16 protein-coding genes are annotated in these 20,677 nt (G+C 50.1%); 14 read left to right on the top strand and 2 right to left on the bottom strand.

The features are described from left to right. Positions 1-12: 12 nt before the first annotated feature. Genes AC0LWT_RS00250 through AC0LWT_RS00240 form a run of 3 tightly spaced genes read left to right on the top strand, consistent with a single transcriptional unit; the run spans position 13 to position 4,845 of the window. Positions 13-1,560 carry a sulfatase family protein gene (locus AC0LWT_RS00250; RefSeq protein WP_474679220.1) on the top strand — a complete coding sequence of 516 codons (1,548 nt, stop codon included), beginning with the start codon at positions 13-15 and terminating at the stop codon, positions 1,558-1,560. A 31-nt stretch (positions 1,561-1,591) separates the two neighbouring features. After that, on the top strand, positions 1,592-3,841 hold the full coding sequence (locus tag AC0LWT_RS00245; protein WP_474679219.1) for a glycoside hydrolase family 3 protein: 2,250 nt from the start codon (positions 1,592-1,594) through the stop codon (positions 3,839-3,841). Between the two features lie 17 nt (positions 3,842-3,858). Next, the gene (locus tag AC0LWT_RS00240; RefSeq protein ID WP_474679218.1) at positions 3,859-4,845 is read left to right on the top strand and encodes a formylglycine-generating enzyme family protein; all 987 of its coding nucleotides are present in this window, start codon (positions 3,859-3,861) and stop codon (positions 4,843-4,845) included. Between the two features lie 87 nt (positions 4,846-4,932). Here the strand turns inward: AC0LWT_RS00240 and AC0LWT_RS00235 are convergent, their stop codons facing one another. Continuing rightward, a complete protein-coding gene (locus AC0LWT_RS00235; protein WP_474679217.1) occupies positions 4,933-5,316 on the bottom strand; it encodes a DnaJ family domain-containing protein in 384 nt (127 codons plus the stop codon). A gap of 218 nt (positions 5,317-5,534) precedes the next feature. Between AC0LWT_RS00235 and AC0LWT_RS00230 the strand changes: the two genes are divergently transcribed. The 4 genes from AC0LWT_RS00230 to AC0LWT_RS00215 are packed head-to-tail and all read left to right on the top strand — an operon-like array spanning position 5,535 to position 10,923. Continuing rightward, positions 5,535-7,349, top strand: coding sequence for a cache domain-containing sensor histidine kinase (locus AC0LWT_RS00230; RefSeq protein ID WP_474679216.1), 1,815 nt, complete (start codon positions 5,535-5,537; stop codon positions 7,347-7,349). Further along, complete coding sequence (locus tag AC0LWT_RS00225) at positions 7,324-8,859, top strand: response regulator (RefSeq protein ID WP_474679215.1); 1,536 nt, start codon at positions 7,324-7,326, stop codon at positions 8,857-8,859. The genes AC0LWT_RS00230 and AC0LWT_RS00225 overlap by 26 nt, the downstream gene beginning before the upstream one ends. Before the next feature lie 22 nt (positions 8,860-8,881). Further along, the gene (locus AC0LWT_RS00220; protein ID WP_474679214.1) at positions 8,882-9,853 is read left to right on the top strand and encodes a sugar ABC transporter substrate-binding protein; all 972 of its coding nucleotides are present in this window, start codon (positions 8,882-8,884) and stop codon (positions 9,851-9,853) included. A gap of 38 nt (positions 9,854-9,891) precedes the next feature. Next, entirely contained in the window at positions 9,892-10,923 is a 1,032-nt protein-coding gene (locus tag AC0LWT_RS00215) for an ABC transporter substrate-binding protein (protein ID WP_474679213.1), read from the top strand. Between the two features lie 1,142 nt (positions 10,924-12,065). Here the strand turns inward: AC0LWT_RS00215 and AC0LWT_RS00210 are convergent. Next, positions 12,066-12,242: a type 2 periplasmic-binding domain-containing protein gene (locus AC0LWT_RS00210; RefSeq protein ID WP_474679212.1), complete on the bottom strand. Its 177-nt coding sequence runs from the start codon at positions 12,240-12,242 to the stop codon at positions 12,066-12,068. Positions 12,243-12,455: 213 nt separating this feature from the next. On the opposite strand from AC0LWT_RS00210, the gene AC0LWT_RS00205 reads away from it, so the two are divergent. The 7 genes from AC0LWT_RS00205 (at position 12,456) to AC0LWT_RS00175 (ending at position 20,569) form a co-directional block, all read left to right on the top strand. Then, the gene (locus AC0LWT_RS00205) at positions 12,456-13,484 is read left to right on the top strand and encodes an ABC transporter substrate-binding protein (protein ID WP_474679211.1); all 1,029 of its coding nucleotides are present in this window, start codon (positions 12,456-12,458) and stop codon (positions 13,482-13,484) included. A gap of 138 nt (positions 13,485-13,622) precedes the next feature. Continuing rightward, positions 13,623-15,143 carry a sugar ABC transporter ATP-binding protein gene (locus tag AC0LWT_RS00200; RefSeq protein ID WP_474679210.1) on the top strand — a complete coding sequence of 507 codons (1,521 nt, stop codon included), beginning with the start codon at positions 13,623-13,625 and terminating at the stop codon, positions 15,141-15,143. Further along, positions 15,140-16,156 carry an ABC transporter permease gene (locus tag AC0LWT_RS00195; protein ID WP_474679209.1) on the top strand — a complete coding sequence of 339 codons (1,017 nt, stop codon included), beginning with the start codon at positions 15,140-15,142 and terminating at the stop codon, positions 16,154-16,156. Before AC0LWT_RS00200 ends, AC0LWT_RS00195 begins: the two co-directional genes overlap by 4 nt. After that, positions 16,153-17,136: a galactofuranose ABC transporter, permease protein YjfF gene (gene yjfF / locus AC0LWT_RS00190; RefSeq protein ID WP_474679208.1), complete on the top strand. Its 984-nt coding sequence runs from the start codon at positions 16,153-16,155 to the stop codon at positions 17,134-17,136. The genes AC0LWT_RS00195 and yjfF overlap by 4 nt, the downstream gene beginning before the upstream one ends. Position 17,137: 1 nt before the next feature. Beyond that, positions 17,138-17,377 carry an HPr family phosphocarrier protein gene (locus AC0LWT_RS00185; protein WP_474679207.1) on the top strand — a complete coding sequence of 80 codons (240 nt, stop codon included), beginning with the start codon at positions 17,138-17,140 and terminating at the stop codon, positions 17,375-17,377. Between the two features lie 238 nt (positions 17,378-17,615). Continuing rightward, positions 17,616-18,845, top strand: coding sequence for a cytochrome P450 (locus AC0LWT_RS00180; RefSeq protein ID WP_474679206.1), 1,230 nt, complete (start codon positions 17,616-17,618; stop codon positions 18,843-18,845). Positions 18,846-19,120: 275 nt separating this feature from the next. Further along, entirely contained in the window at positions 19,121-20,569 is a 1,449-nt protein-coding gene (locus AC0LWT_RS00175) for a DHA2 family efflux MFS transporter permease subunit (protein WP_474679823.1), read from the top strand. The last annotated feature ends 108 nt before the right edge of the window (positions 20,570-20,677 follow it).

Genomic DNA, 20,677 nt, shown 5'->3' with positions numbered 1-20,677 from the left:
GGACGAAAGTAAATGAGAATTTTATTTCTGGACTTGGATTCTACCAGTCCCGACCATTTAAGCTGCTACGGGTATCATCGGAATACTTCTCCCAATATTGACAAAATAGCTAGTGAAGGGGTTCGTTTCACCAACTATTACACTTCGGATGCCCCTTGCGCTCCTTCCCGGACAGCGCTCATGAGCGGCCAATTCGGGATTCGCAACGGTTTGGTCGGACATGGCGGTACAGCGGGAGACATGAAGCCCGAAGGCAGCAAGCGGGAATTGATGGGGAAGCTTACACGCGGAGGTTCGTTCCCTTCTTATTTGCAGCTGATGGCAGACATGAATACCGTTTTAATTAGTCCGTTTGCCCAGCGCCATTCCACCTTCGGATTTTATGCAGGCTTTAACGAGATTATCAATACCGGAAGATATGGCAATGAATCGGCAGAGCATGTCACGCCGGTAGCTCTTGACTGGATCGAGCGAAATGCGCAGAAGGATGACTGGTTTTTGTATATCAATTATTGGGACCCGCATACCCCTTATCGTGTACCTATGGATTACGGAAATCCGTTTGAGAATGATCCGCTGCCTGATTGGCTGACGGAGGACGTTCTGGAGAAGCATAAGCAAAAAGTCGGTCCGCATTCGGTCCATGAACTAAATATTGATTTCCGCAACAAAACGTTTAACAATGAGACGGCTCCTCATTTCCCGCGTCATCCGGGGGAGATTGCCGACATGGATGGAATGAGAACCATGATCGACGGCTATGATTGCGGAATCCGCTATATGGATGAGCATATCGGACGTTTAGTCGCGGCACTTGAGAACCACGGTGTCATGGAGGATCTGATCATTATTATCACCGCCGATCATGGCGAAAATATGGGGCAGCTCGGCATCTACGGGGAGCATGGCACCGCCGATCAAGGGACCTGCCGGTTGCCGATGATTATCCGCTGGCCGGGAATGAAGCAGGGAATCGTGAATGAAGATCTTCATTACCATTTGGATTTGCTTCCTACGGTGGCGGAGATGTTGGGTACCCCGGCGATGCCGGATTGGGACGGCGCAAGCTATGCTCCGGTGCTTAAAGAAGGGACAGACTGCGGACGGGACTATCTGGTTGTATCGCAATGTGCCCATGTCGTGCAGCGAAGTGTCCGTTTCCGTGACTGGATTTACATCAGAACCTATCATGACGGCTTCCATCTCTTTGATCAAGAGATGCTGTACAACCTGGCGGAAGACCCTCATGAGCAAAATAATGTGGCGGCAAAACACAAAGAGATTTGCATGGAAGCCGTTTACTATTTGAACGAGTGGCATGATGAGATGATGCGCCGCTCCGGTGACGATACGGACCCCTTATGGACTGTGATGAAGGAAGGCGGGCCTTTCCATGCCAGAGGGTATCTGAAAGGATACATGCAGCGGTTGGAAGAAACAGGCAGAGGCCACCATGTAGAGGAATTAAAGCGCAGGCACCCGAGCGAGTTTCCGGAAGAAACGAATCAGATTGCTGCAGCCGTTCAAAAGAAAATCGGACAAAGAATGGCCGGGCATTAGGCACACGGAAGTATTTTTAGAAAGGGTGTACATGTTGGCGATTAACTATGTGAAAAATGAAAAAGGACCTACGTTAGGATATTCGACAACTTCCGGAATCGGAATCCTTAATTTCGAAGGGCATGCTTTTAAGGACTTGAATAAAAGCGGAAAACTAGAACCTTATAAAGACTGGCGTTTATCCGCAGAGGAGCGGGCCCGCGATTTGGCCTCGAAGATGACCGTTGAGCAAATAGCCGGTCTTATGTTGTATAGCCGCCATCAGTCGGTTCCAGCTGTAAAGAGAGGGCAGTTTGACAGCACCTACGGCGGAAAACCTTTTGCTGAAAGCGGAGCTAAGGCTTGGGATCTTTCAGATCAGCAAATCGAGTTTTTAACTGAGGATAATCTCCGTCATATACTCGTCACTACCGTTGAAAGCCCGGAGGCTGCCGCTCGTTGGAATAATGAGGTACAAGCTTTGGCAGAAGGTATTGGCTGGGGAATTCCGGCGAATAATAGTTCCGATCCCCGACACGGTTCCGATTCAAGCAAGGAATTTAATGAAGGTGCAGGCGGAACGATTTCCATGTGGCCGGAAACCTTGGGGCTTGCGGCCGCATTCGATCCTGAAGTGGTTGAAAAATTTGGAGAAATTGCCTCGAAGGAATACCGGGCTTTAGGTATCGCAACCGCCCTGTCGCCTCAAGTGGATATCGCGACTGATCCTCGCTGGTATCGGTTTAGCGGGACGTTCGGCGAAGATCCCAAGCTATCGGCGGATATGGCCCGTGCTTATGTGGATGGATTCCAAACTTCTGCGGGAGAGCAGGAGATCAGTGAAGGCTGGGGCTACGATAGTGTAAACGCTATGGTCAAGCATTGGCCTGGCGGAGGATCCGGTGAAGGTGGGCGGGATGCGCACTGGGGTTTTGGGAAATATGCAGTTTATCCAGGAAATAATTTTGAAGAACATCTGATTCCTTTTGTGGACGGCGCTTTTCAGCTATCCGGCAAAACAGCAAAGGCTTCCGCCGTGATGCCTTATTATACGATTTCGTTCAATCAGGATACAGCCAATGGGGAGAATGTAGGGAATTCTTACAACTCTTATCTGATCCAGGATTTACTTCGCCGGAAATATGGTTACGATGGCGTTGTTTGTACCGATTGGCTCATCACCGCGGATGAACCCGAAACTGTGGATCAGTTTGCGGGTAAACCTTGGGGCGTGGAACAATTAACGGTGACCGAAAGACATTATAAACTGCTGATGGCCGGCGTGGATCAGTTTGGAGGCAACAATGAAGCGGGTCCCATAATCGAAGCTTACCATAAGGGAGTCGAGGAACACGGGGAAAGCTTCATGCGCAAGCGTTTCGAAGAATCGGCTGTCCGTTTGCTCAAAAACATTTTCCGCCTCGGGCTGTTCGAAAATCCTTATCTCCAGGTGGAAGAAAGTGCAGCCGTCGTTGGGTGCCCCGAGTTTATGGCAGAAGGATACCAGGCTCAGCTGAAATCGATTGTCATGCTGAAAAATAAAGATCATGTTCTTCCTCTGGCGAAAGGCAAAACCGTGTATATACCGAAGCGGTATTTCCCGGCTCAAACCGATTGGTTCGGCAACCGGATCGAAGGAAAAGTGGATAATCCCGTGAATCTGGATGTCGTAAAGAAATACTTTAACATAACGGATCAACCTGATCAGGCTGATTTCGCTCTTGTTTTCATACATGGCCCTAATTCGGGCAGCGGTTACAGCAAAGAGGACCGTGAGGCAGGAGGGAACGGCTATGTTCCGGTCAGTCTCCAGTATGGACCTTATACCGCTGCACAAGCCAGAGAGACGAGTATTGCAGGGGATCCGCGGGAAGTGCTCAATCGTTCCTACAAAGGCAAAACCGTGGTCGCAACCAACTCCACCGATCTTGATCTTGTTTTGCAAACCAGAAAAGTTATGAAGGGAAAACCGGTCATCGTATCGATGCTATTATCGAACCCGGCGGTCGTTGCTGAATTTGAAAAAGAAGCAGACTCCATTCTAGTGAACTTTGGCGTCCAGGATCAAGCTATTTTGGCAATTGTAGCGGGTGAAACGGAACCTTCCGGGCTGCTTCCGATGCAGATGCCGGCCGATATGAGTACGGTTGAAGAACAAAAGGAAGATGTTCCCCATGATATGGAGTGTTATGCGGATTCCGCAGGCAATCGCTATGATTTTGCCTTTGGTCTGAATTGGAAAGGCGTCATTGCGGATCAAAGGACGGAGAAGTATAGAAAATTTGTCGATTTCACCCGTTAGAAAGAGAGGCCATAACTATGACAGATCCGATAAAGCCTTCTTGCTGCTCCGTTTCCAGAATGGAGGCTTCCTTGACGATCAACTCCGGCGGAGTGGACAAAGAGGATAAGGGAAACCAGGTTGCTCCCGCCACTCCCGCCGCACAACCGGCCAAACAGGATATGATTTATTTGCCGGGCGGGGAGTTTCTGATGGGGACCGACGATCAAGAAGGCTTTCCTTCGGATGGAGAAGGTCCGGTGCGGGCCGTCACCATCGATCCGTTCTACATCGATCCGTATACGGTAACGAACGCGGAATTCAAGAAGTTTGCAGACACTGCCGGGTATTCGACGGAAGCGGAGAAGTTTGGCTGGTCGTACGTGTTTCATCTGTTTGTTCCCGAAGCCGGAGTCAAAATTTTAGGTGCGCCCAGGCAAACGCCTTGGTGGCTGGCAGTCGAAGGCGCCAGTTGGCACGATCCGGAAGGGCCCGGCTCAGGGATTGAAGGCAGGCTCGACCACCCGGTCACTCATATTTCCTGGAACGATGCGCAAGCTTACTGCAGATGGGCCGGCAAACGGCTTCCGACGGAGGCGGAATGGGAGTTTGCCGCGCGGGGAGGACTCGTTCAGAAGCGATATCCGTGGGGAGATGAGATTAAACCCGGCGGCAAGCACATGTGCAATATATGGCAGGGGAAATTCCCGGAAAAAAACAACGCCAGTGACGGATTTCTCGGGACGGCGCCCGTGCAATCCTTCGAACCGAACGGATACGGACTGTACCAAGCTGCCGGCAATGTTTGGGAGTGGTGTGCGGACTGGTTCAGCCCCACCTTTCACTTGAACGGGCCGCGGGTGAACCCGATCGGTCCGGCGAAAGGGACGAGCCGTGTGATGCGCGGCGGCTCCTATTTATGCCACAAATCCTACTGCAACCGATACCGTGTGGCTGCCCGCAGCCAGAATATGCCGGATAGCTCGTCAGGAAATATGGGCTTCCGCTGCGCAGCCGATGCTTAGGTTTTCAATGTCGCAAGCCCGTGCCTTGATGGTGCGGGCTATTTTTCATTTTCGACATTCGTTCTAAAACCTGTTACAGCTTATGTATTATTCACCGTTGTCTGATAACTTTTGTTGGATTTGACGCTCGTATTCGGTAAACGCTTCCGATGCCGGCCATCCCCGTTCGGACATCAGTGATTGGTAGCGGAGCCTCTTGGCCGACAACTCACGTTGAAGCTTTGTGTGCTCGGAATCGTCCCGGCAGACGGTGAGCAGGTAGCCAAGCGTTACCATTTCTTTGCGAAGCTGCATTTCCTCGGGAATGAGCCCGGCATTTTTGAGCAGCTTGAAGCCGATTCGAAGCTTCTCCGGGACGTTCTCCAGATCATCAGGGGGAAGCGGCTTGCCTGCGCCCGGCAGATTGTTTAATTCCCCGCGACGGATGGACTTCAGGATTTTCTCCTCTGCGATCGTGCGCATAAATTCCATCGGTGTATCAACTCCTCGAAATCATTTTACCATACTACAGTAAATTTCTTCATACATATACCATTTTGAAAACCTGGATTTAAATTGGGCTGCCACAAAAAATCAAAACATTTTCGAATCATTTTCTATTTTCTAAGCATCAAAAAAAGATTACAATAAGGAGTACTGCAAGCGCTTTAATTTGGTGGGCGAGAACGATGAAACCCGGGGGTACCTTCATGAGATTGTTTCGTTGGATATCCTCCAGTTTGAGGGCGAAAATGTTAGTCATGTTTGTGATGCTGACCGCCATCCCTTTAATTGTCGTAGGGATTATCAGTTACACCAAATCGTATAATACCGTTTCCAGGCATAGCATTGCCACGACAGAGCTTGTGGCGGAGCATCTGAAAAACGATATCGACGTGCTGTTTTCGGACAACCGCAAATTTTTGGACATTAGCAAAAACTCAAATGTACTGCGGTTTCTGCTGATTCAAAGCGAAACTTATGATGAAGCTAAAGATATATTAAAAACGTTCAGCCTGTATCGGGATACGTACCGGTTCAGCAACGGCCTGACGAATATTATACTTTTTAACAGGTACGGCAAGGGGATTAGCGAGAAAAAGGGCATTTTCCAAATCGATGAGGACCCGTTTCTTTATCCGGAGTTCAAAAGCTTGTTGGCCCATCGTGATGAGGTGCTTATCATACCGCCTGCCGGTTCGCGGGGGATCAGCAATTTGGACCGGGCGGAGGAGGATAATCCTCCCCTAATATCGATCGTCTCGACGGTAAAACAGGAGATTACGGACGAAGTCATCGGATTTATGGTGATGAACTTGGATGTGTCGGTCATCGAAAACTTTTGCAACAATACAAAGATGGGCGACAGCGGCTTCTTTTACGTCATGGACCCGCAGGGGAAGCCGATCATCCTGCCTGAGAGTATGAAATCAGCCGGTGCCGCTGTGGGCTTAACGAAGCAACAATTGGGAGCGGCTTCGGGCAACGACATTCGTGAGGTGGCAGGACGCAGGCAATTTATTGTGTATACGACTTCGGAGTTGACGGGCTGGAAGGTCGTCGGCGAAGTGCCTTTGCAGGAAGTGATCAAAGATGCAAAACAGATTGAAACGCTCATTTTTGTCAGCGTTATCTTCACGATTATGTTTACTATTTCGCTCTATGCCTATGTGTCCAACCGGCTGATCCGTCCGATCCGGTATTTGAAAAATAAGATGCGCCAAGCGGCGTCAGGCTATTTGGATGCCAAAGTGCCCGGCGGAGGGCAGGATGAAATAGCTGATTTGGGCGTCAGCTTCAATACGATGCTCGACAAAATCAAGCTGCTGATCGAAACCAGCATGAAAGAGCAGGAACAGATGAAGCTCGCGGAGCTGCGGACGCTGCAGGCCCAGATCAATCCGCATTTTTTGTACAACACGCTGGACTCGATTATTTGGCTGGCGGAAAATAAAAAAAGCGAAGAAGTCATCGGCATCGTGAACGCGCTTGCAACTTTTTTCAGGATTTCATTAAGTAAAGGTAAAGATGAGATTACGCTCAAAGAGGAATTGGATCATATCGCCAACTATTTAACGATCCAGCAGATGAGGTACAGGGACATTCTCGACTACGAGATCGATGTGCAGGACAATGTGCTGGGCTGCCTTATTTTGAAAATGACGCTTCAGCCGCTGATCGAAAACGCTTTGTACCACGGCATTAAAAACAAGCGGGGCAAGGGCTGCATTCGCATTACAGGAGGCTATGGAACGAACGGCAATATTGAGCTGCGAGTCTCGGACAACGGCGCGGGCATGACGAAAGAGAAGCAGGAGCAGCTTAGAGAGCTGCTTGCCGAGAGTAAGCATACCCAGGCTCAACCGGCAGGGTTTGGGATTATCAATGTGCATCAAAGAATCAATCTTTATAACGGAGATCCGTACGGTATTCGGATCGAAAGCGAATATGGCTTTGGCACGACAGTGTTCGTGAGCATACCGATAAGGAGAGAATTTGATGAAAAAAGTGTTGTTGGTGGATGATGAGGTCCTTGTCCGAGAAGGCATCCGCAACCGGATTGAGTGGGAAAAGGAGGGATTTGTGTATTGCGGTGACGCGCCGGACGGCGAAATGGCGCTTCCTTTAATCGAAAGTCTGGCGCCGGATATTTTGCTGACCGATGTTAAAATGCCTTTTATGGACGGGCTGCAGTTAAGCCGGATTGTGAAAGAGAAGATGCCGGCGATCAAAATCATTATTTTGAGCGGTCATGACGAATTCAACTATGCAAGGGAGGCTTTGCGGATCGGGGTGGAGGAATATTGCCTGAAACCGATCAATGCGATGGAGCTGATCCAAGTGCTTCAAAGTGTTGCAGCCAAAATCGATATGGAGCGCGAGGAGTTGAAAAAGAAAGAGCTGCTGCAGCTGAAAGCCAGCATCAATCAGGAAACGGTCAGAGAGCAATTGCTGATCGATTTGTGCTCCGGCTCCATCCCGACAGCGGAGGCTATTCATGCCGCCGAGACATTAGGCATCGGTCTGATTGCGAAGCATTATCTCGTGGTGCTTGCGGAGATGCCCGGCGGCGTTGAGACGCATCCGCTATTTCAAGAAGCGATGCGCGACATGGCGGACCATTTGCATATGAGGCGCAGTAAAAAAGAACATGTGTGGATTTTAAAAGGAGACGATCCGGAGCATGTGGAGTTTGCGGCCCAAAGCTTTATCCGCAAGCTGAAGCTGCTGGAGGAGCGGCTTGGCGGCACGCTTTATCACGGCAAAGGAACGGTCAGAGGGCGCGTCCAGGAAATCGCGGTCTCATTTTCCGAAGCGGAACGAAATAAAAGCTACCATTATTTTTTGCGCAACCGTCCGATTGTCAGCATCGATAAAGGAGGATTGGCCGGTTACGACCGCAATCAAGTGCCCAATTTTTTGAAAATGGGCGATGTCTCCAAGATCGACAGTTTTGTTTGCGGTTACATACAAGGTATCGGCGATCATACGGAGGCTGAAAGCAAGTTTTATTGGCATTATCTCATTTTGGATATGATTGCAGCCGTAACTGCGTTTATCCACGAGTCCAATGGAGACGTGCAGTCTTTTTTGTCGGAGATGGCCGCGGTGGAGGAAGCGCTGTTGATCAGCAATAGGCTGGAGGAGGTGCGGGCCTGCGCTGTCTCTGTACTTGCGCTCGGTCTTAAACACCGTGACCGCATTACGGACAAATACGGCGAGCTGCTTGCCAAGGCCAAAAATTACATCGATAAAAACTTTGACAATCCGGATATTTCCTTGCAGGTTGTTGCGGCTTATGTGAACGTAAGCGCAAGCCATTTTAGCGGGATTTTTTCTCAAGGAATCGGGCAAACGTTTATTGATTATTTAATTAAAACCCGCATTAAGAAGGCGATGGAACTGCTCAAAACGACAAACGCCAAGTCATATGAAATTGCCGCCATGGTAGGCTATAGCGATCCGCATTATTTTAATTCGGTATTTAAAAAAATCGCCGGCGTCACAACCAAAGCATTTCGTAATCAGGCGTAGCCATGTGAAGGAGGAAACGGCCATGCGGACTCGCTATAGGAATATGGCATTCCTGTTTCTATGCTGCATCCTCGTGAGCCTGACGGCGGGCTGCGGGCTTGAGCCGGCAGCGCCTGCCGGTCCGGAGCATAAGGAATCCGCCGTTGAAGTGCAGAAGCCGGGGCGGACGTTCGCCATCGTTTATTCGACAGCCGATGTTTTTCATAAGGTGGTGACGAGCAGGGCGGAGGCAGTCTCCCGCAATCTCGGTACTGAGCTTATTGTCAAGGCGCCGGATGAAGCCAATCTCGAGCAGCAGATCCGGATGATGGAAAATTTGATCAAGCAGCATGTCGACGGCATTGCAATCAGTCCGGTGAACGCCGCCGCGCTGGAGCCCTACATTAATAAAGCCGTTGACGCCGGCATTCCAGTCATTTGCTTCGATAATGACGCTCCGCAAAGCAAACGCGCCGCCTTCATAGGAGTCAACAATTACGAGGCCGGCCGTATGCTTGCTGCGTATATCGATCGCGCCTTGGGCGGAAAGGGCATGATCATTGCCGAGACGGGCACTGCCTCGTTTTCCAGCATTCAGCAGCGGGTTGCAGGCTTCAAAGATTATTTGGCCAGACTGCCGGATATACAGCTCCTTGAGCTGAGAACGAACGGAGACAGTCTGGATAAAGCGATCGTCAATTTGGAAAAGATGATAGACGCGCATCCGCATTTTGAGGCTTATGTCGGGCTGGATTCGTTGGCGGGTTCCGCGGCTATCCTCGTCTGGAAAGCCAAGGGCTTAAGCCAATTATCGGTTACGACCAGCGGTTCGCCGGAGCTGCTGGACGGAGTTGCGAACAAGCAGATTACCGCTTTGATGTCGCAGCAGGAAGAGGCTTGGGGAGATATGATTGTCAATCTGCTGAACGACGCTTGCGACGGAAAAGCGGTGCCGGAACTGAATCAGTTAGAGCCGACTTTTGTTACGCACCAGTCGCTCAAGAGCATCAAGTAAAATTCGTGAGTCTTCATTTCAGGAAGGAGGGTGAATTTGTGCATAAGCGTTGGGGGAAGGCGGTCATCCTTTTGTTCGTGTTTCTCTGTGCTTGTTCATCTGTGCCCGGACCGCAGGAGAGCCCTGCGAAGACTCCCGTCATGCTTCAAACGGATTCCAGTACGACAACAGCTCCCGCGGCAGAGGAGAGGCCGGTCGTATTGGGGTTTTCGCAGGTTGGTTCGGAAAGCCGTTTTCGAAACGCCAATACCAAATCGATTCAAGACGCCGCCAAACAGGCAGGCATCGATTTGAGATTTTCGAATGCTGAACAGCAGCAGAACAAACAAATCGAAGCGATTCGTTCGTATATTGCGGCAGGAGTAGATGTGATTGCTTTTTCACCCGTCGTGGAGACCGGTTGGGACAGCGTGCTGAAGGAAGCGAAGGAGGCCGGCATTCCTGTCATCGTAACGGACCGCTCGGTAGATGTACAGGACCACTCTCTGTATGTCACGCTCATTGGCTCTAATTTCGTGGAAGAAGGCCGCAAAGCCGGCAAATACGTACTTGACAAAATGAGGGACGTTAACGGACCGATTCATATTGCGGAAATTCGCGGCACGGAAAATTCGGCGCCGGCTTTGGACCGGAAGCGGGGCTTTGAGGAAGTCATAAAGGATAATCCGAATATGAAAATCATCGCCAGCGAAACGGGCAATTTTACGAGAGAAGAGGGCAAGGAGGTCATGACGCGTTTTTTGCAGCAGCATGGTCATGATATCCAGGTGTTGTTCGCTCATAACGACGACATGGCGTTCGGTGCGATGGAAGCGATGGAGGCCGTCGGCTTGAGGCCCGGGAAGGACATCGTTATTGTCTCGGTGGACGGGGGGAGAGAAGCGTTTCAAGCGCTGCTGGACGGCAAGCTTAACTGCACGGTGGAGTGCAACCCGCTGTTCGGACCGCTTTTAATGCAAGCTGTCCGTGAGCTTGTGGCGGGAAGAAATTTGCCGAAGCGGATCGTGGTAAAGGAAGGCGTATTCACCCAAGGGACCGCCGCCCGTGAGATTGAAAACCGCAAATATTGAGAAAAACCAGAGCCGATCGTTACAATCTGCCATGCACTTTGCAAAAAATGCCCGCAAAAACTCCCATGACGTCGTGACGTCACTCCATAGAATGAAGATATTCAGGTCTGCTGCGTTCTATTTTCGTATAAAGTGCAGCTTTTTGCCCGCTGACGCTACCCTGACCGCAAAATATTTCTGCAATTGTGCAGGCTGTGGAAAAAACCACACGTTAGAAGAGATAACCATAATTTGCGCGGCTGCACGAAGAAAACCTGCAAAAATACATGAATTTGCGTCCTTGATCGCCGTCCACGAACAATTCCTGCAATAGTGCAGGCTTTTCGCCGAACCCATAGGCTCATACTCACTTTCAGCGAAAATTCCTGCACTTTTGCAGGTTTTTCGCCAAAATAAGCCGATTTCCGATGAAAAACCTGCACTTTCGCAGGTTTTTCCCTGTCAGTCTGCCTTGTGTCCCCTGCATCAGATACGCATCCCGTGCAAAAGAGGCGCGGGGCGGGGATGCGTGCTCTAAGATGTATCTCTCAACAGACCTGAAGCCTCATAAAATGAGGCTTATTTAACCATTTATAAGTTTTGGGGTGACCTAGGGGTTGGGTCACCCCTTATTTATTCGCGCCGTGCCGAGTGGCCGGCCGTCGAAAAGCTGTTGGGGCCAGGACAACGCCGGCCTTGCGAAAAAAAACTGCAAAAGTGCATCCTTTTGCCCCAAGATGCGCTTGCAGCGATAAATTCCTGCAAATATGCAGTTTTTTTCGCCGAATTCGGGGCTCAGTTCTATCTGGAGCGGGAATTCCTGCACTATCGCAGGCTTTTCCTCCAAACGAGCCGCTTTTGCCGAAAAAGCCTGCACTTTTGCAGGTTTTACGGCTAGCGAGCCGCTTCACAAACGGCAGCCCCGGTTTCTGGGAGGTAAAAGAATAGTTACCCACGCGTCCCCACGCACACGCAATAGCGCACTTAGCCGTCCTGGTCAGTCGCCCCCCCCACGCAATAGCGGACTTAGCCGTCCGCGTCGGCCGCCCCCCCACGCAATAGCGCACTTAGCCGTCCGCGTCGGCCGCCCCCCCACGCAATAGCGCACTTAGCCGTCCGCGTCGGGCCGCCCTGCGCTCGCGCTCAGCGTGTTAGGCCGCCAGCTAAAATCCTTGTTCTTCAATTATGCCTTTCAGTACTTTGACGAACTCTTGGGCAGCTCGGGATAAATGTTTGTTTTTGGGGCGGATCCAGCCGAAACAGAGGATCAGATCGTTGTTTTCGATCTCCAGCGGGATGACGTCGCCGGACTGCACGTAGGCGTTTTTTTTTATTTGCAACCCGCTATATGGAGGGGTATTCCGGGTCTCTCCAGCTAGACACGTGAAAAAATTCAAATTGATTCGTAAAAAAACAATATTTTGGTCCCCGCCGCCGCAAATAACCGAATAAGAGTCTAATTTATTCAGAATGGATTCTATTCATTCGCAGTTGAAAGCGTTTTAAAATGAAGCTACGCCAAACGATGGTGAACCATAAGGAGGGTTTAACGAATGAAAAAGATGTGGAAATCAGGCGCTGCCGTTTTGATGGCAGCAACGATGCTTCTTACTGCGGCGTGCGGAAGCGCACCGGCAAGCGGGACCAAGGACACGGCAGCCAAAGGAGCCGAGGCGACTAAGCCGGCCGACAAAAAAATTACGCTCGGCTTCGCGCAAGTTGGTGCGGAAAGCGGCTGGCGGACAGCGAACACCAAGTCGATTCAGGATTCGGCGAAGGAAGCGGGAATTGATCTAAAGTTTTCCGATGCCCAGCAAAAGCAGGAAAACCAAATTAAGGCGATCCGCAGCTATATTGCGCAAAAGGTGGACGTTATCGCTTTTTCCCCGGTTGTTGAATCCGGTTGGGATACGGTTTTGAAAGAAGCGAAGGATGCGAACATTCCGGTCGTGCTGACCGACCGTGCGGTAGATTCCAAAGACACCTCACTCTATAAAACGTTCCTTGGCTCCGATTTCGTAGAAGAAGGCCGCAACGCGGGCAAATGGCTGCTTGGCAAAGTGAAGGATCAGAAGGGTCCGATCAACATTGTTGAGCTGCAAGGAACGACTGGCTCCGCACCGGCTATCGACCGTAAAAAAGGCTTTGAAGAAGTCATTAAAGATAACCCTAACCTGAAAATCGTAAAATCCCAAACCGGCGACTTTACGCGCGCTAAAGGGAAGGAAGTCATGGAGGCGTTCATCAAATCCGCGAAGGCGGAGAACACCAAAATGGACGTGCTGTATGCGCACAACGACGATATGGCGCTGGGCGCTATCCAAGCCCTTGAAGAAGCAGGCATTAAGCCGGGCAAAGATATTCTCATCATCTCTCTGGACGGAACCAAGGACGCTTTCCAAGCAATGAAAGATGGCAAAATCAACGTGATTGTCGAATGCAACCCTCTGATGGGGCCGCAAGTGATGCAAATCGTAAAAGATGTCGTAGCGGGCAAAGAAGTGCCTAAACGCATTTTGACCAAAGAAGGCGTATTCCCGCAAGAAACGGCGGAAAAAGAATTGCCGAACCGCCAGTACTAATTTGATCTGACTGTAACATGGATTGGACCGGGATGACTCTCGCAAGCTGTCAAACAGCTCACTACGCCGCATCAAAAGTGCAGCTTGGCGAGAGATTTTCCGGTTCCGGATCGTTATTCAGGATAGGAGGCCAAGAAGGTGACAGATAAAAAACCTCGCTTGCGCATGGAGCATATTCATAAGCAGTTTCCCGGAGTCAAGGCTTTGACCGATGTGAACTTTCGCCTGTTTCCGGGGGAAATTCACGCGTTGATGGGCCAAAATGGTGCAGGTAAATCGACCCTCATTAAAGTGTTAACCGGCGTGCATGCCATTGACGAAGGCCAAATTTGGCTTGACGACCGGCAGATTCGCGCGGAAAGCCCGCTGCAAGCGCAGGAGCTCGGCATCAGCACCGTTTATCAGGAAGTCAATTTATGTACGAATTTAACGGTTTCCGAAAATATTTTTATCGGCCGCGAGCCGATGCGCAGAGGCCTTATCGATTGGAAAGAAATGAATTCCCGTTCCAAGGAGCTGCTCAAACGATTACATATGGACATCGATCCGTCCAAGCTGCTTGGATCGTATTCCGTAGCGATTCAGCAAATGGTGGCGATTGCCAGAGCTTTGAATGTTTCGGCGAAGGTCTTGATTTTGGATGAGCCGACGTCCAGCTTGGATACGAATGAAGTGAAACAATTGTTTCATGTGATGCACAAGTTGAAATCGGAAGGCTTGGCGATTTTATTCGTCACGCATTTCCTGGATCAAGTCTATGAAATGTCGGATCGGATTACGATTTTGCGAAACGGCCAATTTGAAGGGGAATATTTGACCGAAGAGCTGTCGCGCATGGATCTCGTATCCAAAATGATCGGCAAAGATATGAGTGAATTGGAACAGTTGCCTAATAGAATGGCTTCACATAAAACGAATAGCGCAAAGCAGCCTTTCCTGCAGGCCAAGCAGGTTGCGCGCAAAGGCTCGATCGAGCCGTTCGATTTGAATTTGTACCCGGGAGAAATATTGAGCCTGGCCGGTTTGCTGGGTTCCGGCCGAACGGAAATCGCCCGCATTTTGTTCGGAGCGGACCGTGCGGATCAAGGGGAAATTCAAATAAACGGCAAAGCCGTCCAGTTGAATTCGCCGCGCCAAGCGATAGACGCAAGGATCGCCTTCTGCCCTGAAAACCGGAAAACGGAGGCCATCATCGAGGATCTGACAGTGCGGGAAAATATGATTCTCGCCATGCAAGCGACACTCGGCATTTTCCGGTTTTTACCGAAGAAGAAGCAGACCGAGCTTGCGGATCAATATATCGAGCTGCTCAATATTAAAACGCCGGGTCCCGAGGCATTAATTAAAAACTTAAGCGGCGGCAATCAGCAAAAGGTGATTCTTGGGCGGTGGCTGCTGACGAATCCGGAGCTGCTCATTCTGGATGAGCCGACGCGGGGGATCGATGTCGGAGCGAAGACGGAAATCCAGAAGCAAATGGCGCTGCTGTGCGAGGAGGGAATGTCGATTCTGTTTATTTCTTCCGAGCTGGAGGAAGTCGTTCGTTCTTCCCAAAAAATTGCCGTCCTGAGGGACCGGCGTAAAATTGCCGAAATCGCAAACGTTGGCATAAGCCAGCAAGATATTATGAAAGCAATCGCAGGAGGGGAAGCCAAATGAGCAGCCGTTTGTTCTGGCCTTTAGTCACTTTGGCTTTCTTATTGATCGCCAACGTCATTCATAATCACGATTTTTTTTCCATTACGATGAAGGAAGGTCATTTGTTCGGCAGCCTGATTGATATTTTGAATCGCGCGGCGCCCCTCGTACTCATCTCAATCGGTATGACTTTTGTCATCGCCACTAAAGGGATCGACTTATCCGTAGGCTCCGTCGTTTCCATCGCAGGCGCAATGGCCTGCCTGCTCATTTCCAAGCAAGGCGCCGGCGATATGAGTACGTTGTTTATGGCTGTAGGTATTGCGCTATTACTTTCCTTGGCTGCAGGGGCATGGAACGGGCTGCTTGTCAGCTTCCTCGGCATTCAGCCGATCGTTGCAACGCTGATCCTGATGGTCGCCGGACGCGGCGTAGCGCAATTGATCACGAACGGACAAATCATCACCGTCTCCTCCAAACCTTATTCCTTTATCGGAGGCGGATATTTGCTAGGTCTCCCGTTCTCGATATTTATTATCGCGTTCTTCTTCATTATAGCTGCAGTCTTAACAAGAAAAACTGCAATCGGGCTGTTTATCGAATCGGTTGGTTCCAATCCGACGGCGAGCCGTCTGGCGGGAATCCGGTCGAGCTCCATCATTTTTACCGTCTACGTGCTGTGTGCTTTCTTGAGCGGCCTTGCCGGCATCATTTTGAGTTCCAACGTATCCAGCGCAGACGGAAACAATGCCGGGCTATGGTATGAGCTCGATGCCATTTTGGCGGTCGTTATCGGCGGCAATTCGCTGAACGGCGGAAGATTTTATTTGTCCGGCACGATTATAGGTGCGCTCATTATTCAGACGCTGACGACTTCCATCTACTCGATCGGCGTACCGCCGGAAATTACGCTGGTCGTCAAAGCGGTCGTCGTACTGATCGTCTGCCTGATCCAATCGGAAGCGTTCCGCAAATCGCTCGCATCCAATCGCAAATCCAAACAAAAAACAGTGGAACAGGAGGTTGCCGCATGAGGCTGCGCACCATAGATAAAAGATATCTTCCGCTGCTCGCGACCGTCGCTTTATTTATTGTCATGTTCGCGGCGGGCTCGATAGAGTACAGGGGATTTTTCTCTCTGCAAGTATTTTTTAATCTGCTGATCGATAATTCATTTCTGCTCATTGCAGCCATCGGGATGACCTTCGTCATCATTTCGGGCGGCATTGATTTGTCAGTCGGCTCGGTAATCGCTTTAACTACAATGATATCGGCAAGCCTGGTACAAAATCATCACTGGTCGCCGGGCGTCGTTATTCCGTTAGTACTGGTCATGGGCAGCGTATTTGGCTGGTGCATGGGCAGCCTGATACATCACTTTAACCTGCAGCCTTTCATCGTGACTCTGGCGGGGATGTTCCTGGCGAGAGGATTGTGCTACGTCATCAGCATCGAGAGCATTACGATTGAGAACGAATGGTACAAAGCGGTTTCGCAAACCAAAGTGTATGTACTTGGCGGCTCGTATGTGTCCATAAGTGTCATTATTGCCCTATGCGTGGTGGCGGGGGCGATCGTGCTGGCTCATTACACCCGGTTTGGCCGCAACATTTATGCGTTAGGCGGCAACGAGCATTCCGCCATGCTGATGGGTTTGCCTGTAAAACGGACAAAAGTGTTCGTATATACCCTGAGCGGTTTTTGCTCTTCCCTGGCCGGCGTCGTCTTCACCTTCTACATGCTGTCCGGTTACGGTTTGCATGCGCTGGGCGCAGAGTTGGATACGATAGCTGCTGTTGTGATCGGCGGTACGCTGCTGACGGGCGGAACCGGCTTTGTGGCGGGAACACTGATCGGCGTTCTTATTCAAGGCATCATCCAGACGCTGATCATGTTTGAAGGCACCTTAAGCTCCTGGTGGACGAAAATTGCGATCGGACTGCTGCTGTTCTTGTTCATCGTTTTGCAAAAAGTGCTTGGGGTAAGAAAGAAGGTCGGCGAGGAGGCCGCTTAACATGCATAATACGACGGAAATCGGTTGGGAAATCTCGAAGACGGCGAATCAATTCGAATCCTCATGCGTACTGAAGTTCGGGAATGTGATTGTTGACGCCAAAAGCATTCTCAGTGTTTTTGTAACACTGGCGGATCATCACAATTACGAGCTGTACGTCATGGGGCCGGACGCGGCGGAAGCCAAGAAAGCGATGTCGGATTTATTTGCCCGTTATGATTTATCGTACGCGATTAAATAACCCGGACCCGGGTGGCAAGCAGCAGAGAAAAAAATGGAGACGGTCGGCGACGATGGCGGGCCATTTTTTTTGTCTATTTTTGACGTAAATATTTACATATAAAGGATTTATTGTTTGGGTCTAATGAATCATTGATAAAAGATATACGGATAACTTAAAATATATACTAATGGTATAAAAATATACTAAAAGTACAAATTTCGGATATTTCAAATTTCTAAATGGAGGTGCATTTCTTATGAACAAAGAATTGATTTCACTCCAAGACATTACCAACTTTCAAACGAGATCCGAACAATTTTTCCCGCTTGAATGGTACAAGAAGATGCTGCTTGATAACCCTGTACATTATCATCAAGAAACAGATACCTGGAATGTATTCAGGTACGATGACGTCAAACAGGTATTGAGCAACCATGAACTATTTTCAAGCGAAGGCTCGAGAACGACGTTCATTGTCGGAGCGAATAATAAAGAAGGATCGCCACCTGAGAAAACAAGTATTTCAAACATGGATCCGCCGCGGCATCAAAAATACCGTTCCCTGCTGTCGGGAGCTTTCACCCCTCGCAGCTTGAAAATATGGGAACCGCGGATCCAACAGGTTGCGAATAAACTTGTCGATGATATGGAGGCAGGCGCCACGGTCGATATCGTCCACGCACTGGCAGGACCCTTGCCTTCCATGGCAATGGCTGACTTGCTTGGTATCCCTTTAGAAGATAGTTACAGGTTTAAAAGCTGGGTCGATATTTTATTCCAACCTCCCACCGCAGAAAACAAACAGGAAATCGAGTATAAAAAGCAGGTTGCTGCCAAAGAGTATTACCAATACCTGTATCCGATCGTCGTTCACAAACGATTAAATCTAGCTGATGATATCATCTCGGACTTGTTGAATGCCGAGCTCGACGGCGAGAGATTTACGGACGATGAGGTCGTTCGAACGACAATGCTTTTATTAGGAGCGGGCATCGAAACGACTAGCCACATGCTATCAAGTACTTTTTACTCCCTTCTGTACGATGACGAGACTTTATATGAACAATTAAGAAACGACTTGGAACTCGTTCCGAAAGCTGTCGAAGAAATGCTTCGCTACAGGTTTCATATCTCGAAAAGGCATCGTACCGTCAAACAGGACAACGATATGTTGGGTGTCAAGCTGAAAAAGGGGGATGTTGTCATAGCGTGGATGAGCGCGGCCAATATGGATGAAAGTATGTTCGAGAATCCGTATGCACTTGATATTCATCGAAATAATAACAAAAAGCATTTAACCTTTGGCAATGGCCCGCATTTTTGTCTTGGCGCACCTCTCGCAAGATTGGAATTGAACATTGCCTTGACAGCATTCCTGCAACGAATTTCTCGCATTGAGCCGATTGAGTTCGACTTGGAAAACAATCTGGTTGCTTCCGCTCCGGGCCAATCCTTGAAACATCTACCGTTGAATATATATAAATGAGTAAATGACATCGTACCAAGCAACAAGCCGTATGTTAAAATATTGTTATATTTAAAAAAGGCATTGTGCAGGGGTCTACGTTCCTGTACAATGCCTTTATGCTATTGTTGATGCAAGCTGCAGAGGCCCTGCTAACATAGCAATCGATAAGAAATGACGGTCTGGGCCGCATGTTACAATAGTTTGGCATGCAGAACCGTCTTACCGGAAAAGGAGAGAGGAGAAAGAGAGTGGATACAGTAAACAAACAAGCGGCGCATCCCGGCAGCGAAGGGATGTTCGGGAGCAAAGGCAATCTGCTGGTCGTCATGGTGATGATTCTTGGCGTGTTCGTTGCGATCCTGAATGAGACGCTGCTGAATGTAGCTTTGTCGAAAATTATGGCGGACATCGGGATTTTGCCGAGTACGGCTCAATGGCTGACCACCGGCTATTTGCTGGTGATCGGCGTGCTGATTCCGGTCACGGCTTTTCTCATCCAACGCTTTACAACAAGAGCATTGTTCCTTACGGCTATGTGTCTGTTTTTCGCAGGCACAGCCATAGCGGCACTAGCTCCGGGGTTCGCAACGCTGTTCATAGGCCGGATGCTGCAAGCGTCGGGAACGGGGCTGCTCTTTCCGCTGCTGACCAACGTCGTATTCTCCGTCGTGCCGATGGAAAAACGGGGCTCCGCTATGGGCACGATCGGCATCGTCATCACGTTCGCTCCGGCGATCGGACCTACTTTGTCGGGGATTATCGTCGAACATTTCAGCTGGCGGGTTCTTTTTTACAGTGTGCTGCCGGTTGCGTTATTTGTCATTGTTTTCGCCTTTATCAAGCTGAAAAATGTAACCGAAACGACGAAGCCGAAGATCGACTTGCTGTCCTTGCTGCTCTCTACGATCGGTTTCGGCGGTATCGTATACGGCTTCAGCAGCGCGGGCGAGGGCCATGGAGGGTGGTCTAGCCCTGAAGTTGTTGCCCCTGCGGGCATCGGCGTCGTTGCGCTGGCGCTGTTCACCTGGAGGCAGCTGACAATGGAGCAGCCCCTGCTCGATTTGCGGACCTTTACGTATCGGATATTCAGAATATCGACGGTGATCATGATGATCGTCATGATGGCGATGTTCTCCGCGATGATGCTGCTCCCGATCTTCCTGCAAAATGCGCTGGGCTACAGTCCGCTGCAGGCGGGTCTGGTCATGCTGCCGGGCGGTATCCTGATGGGCATCATGTCCCCGATCACCGGCCGGCTGTTCGATAAATTCGGCGCCAAGTGGCTGGCGATTATCGGATTGGTGCTGGTGGGCAACACGCTATTGCAGTTCGCTTTCATCACCTTGTCGACCTCCTACATCACGATCATGATTCTGAATACATTCTTGATGCTGGGGATTTCGATGCTCATGATGCCGGTTATGACCAATGCGCTGAACGAGCTTCCGGCCAGGCTGTATGCACACGGGACAGCTGTTATCAGTACGCTGCAGCAAGTATCGGGCGCAGTCGGCACGGCATTGCTGGTGACGGTGATGACGAACAGTTCCGGCAAATATTTGGCCCAAGCAGGCGGCGGTGAAACGGCGGAGCTCAAGATTTTATCCTTGATAGCGGGAATGAAAAGCGCCTTCCTGGTTGCTTTTGCGCTGGTTGCCATTGCCTGGCTCGGCGCGTTCTTGCTGAAGCGCGCGGCTCAGCCGGAGGGAGAGCCCGAAGGGGAGCGTTTGTCCGCGCATTGATGCACTAATGAAAGTCTGTTCATTTGGAGTGAGTTCGCTCATGCCTAAAGGAACAGGCTTTTTTGTTTTCGTACGCAATCATCGCAAAATAATACAAATTATCGGCTG

The sequence above is a fragment of the Paenibacillus sp. sgz302164 genome (assembly GCF_056120505.1).
Note: the sequence above shows the minus strand (reverse complement) of the source record. Positions and strands in the feature narration are given on the sequence as shown.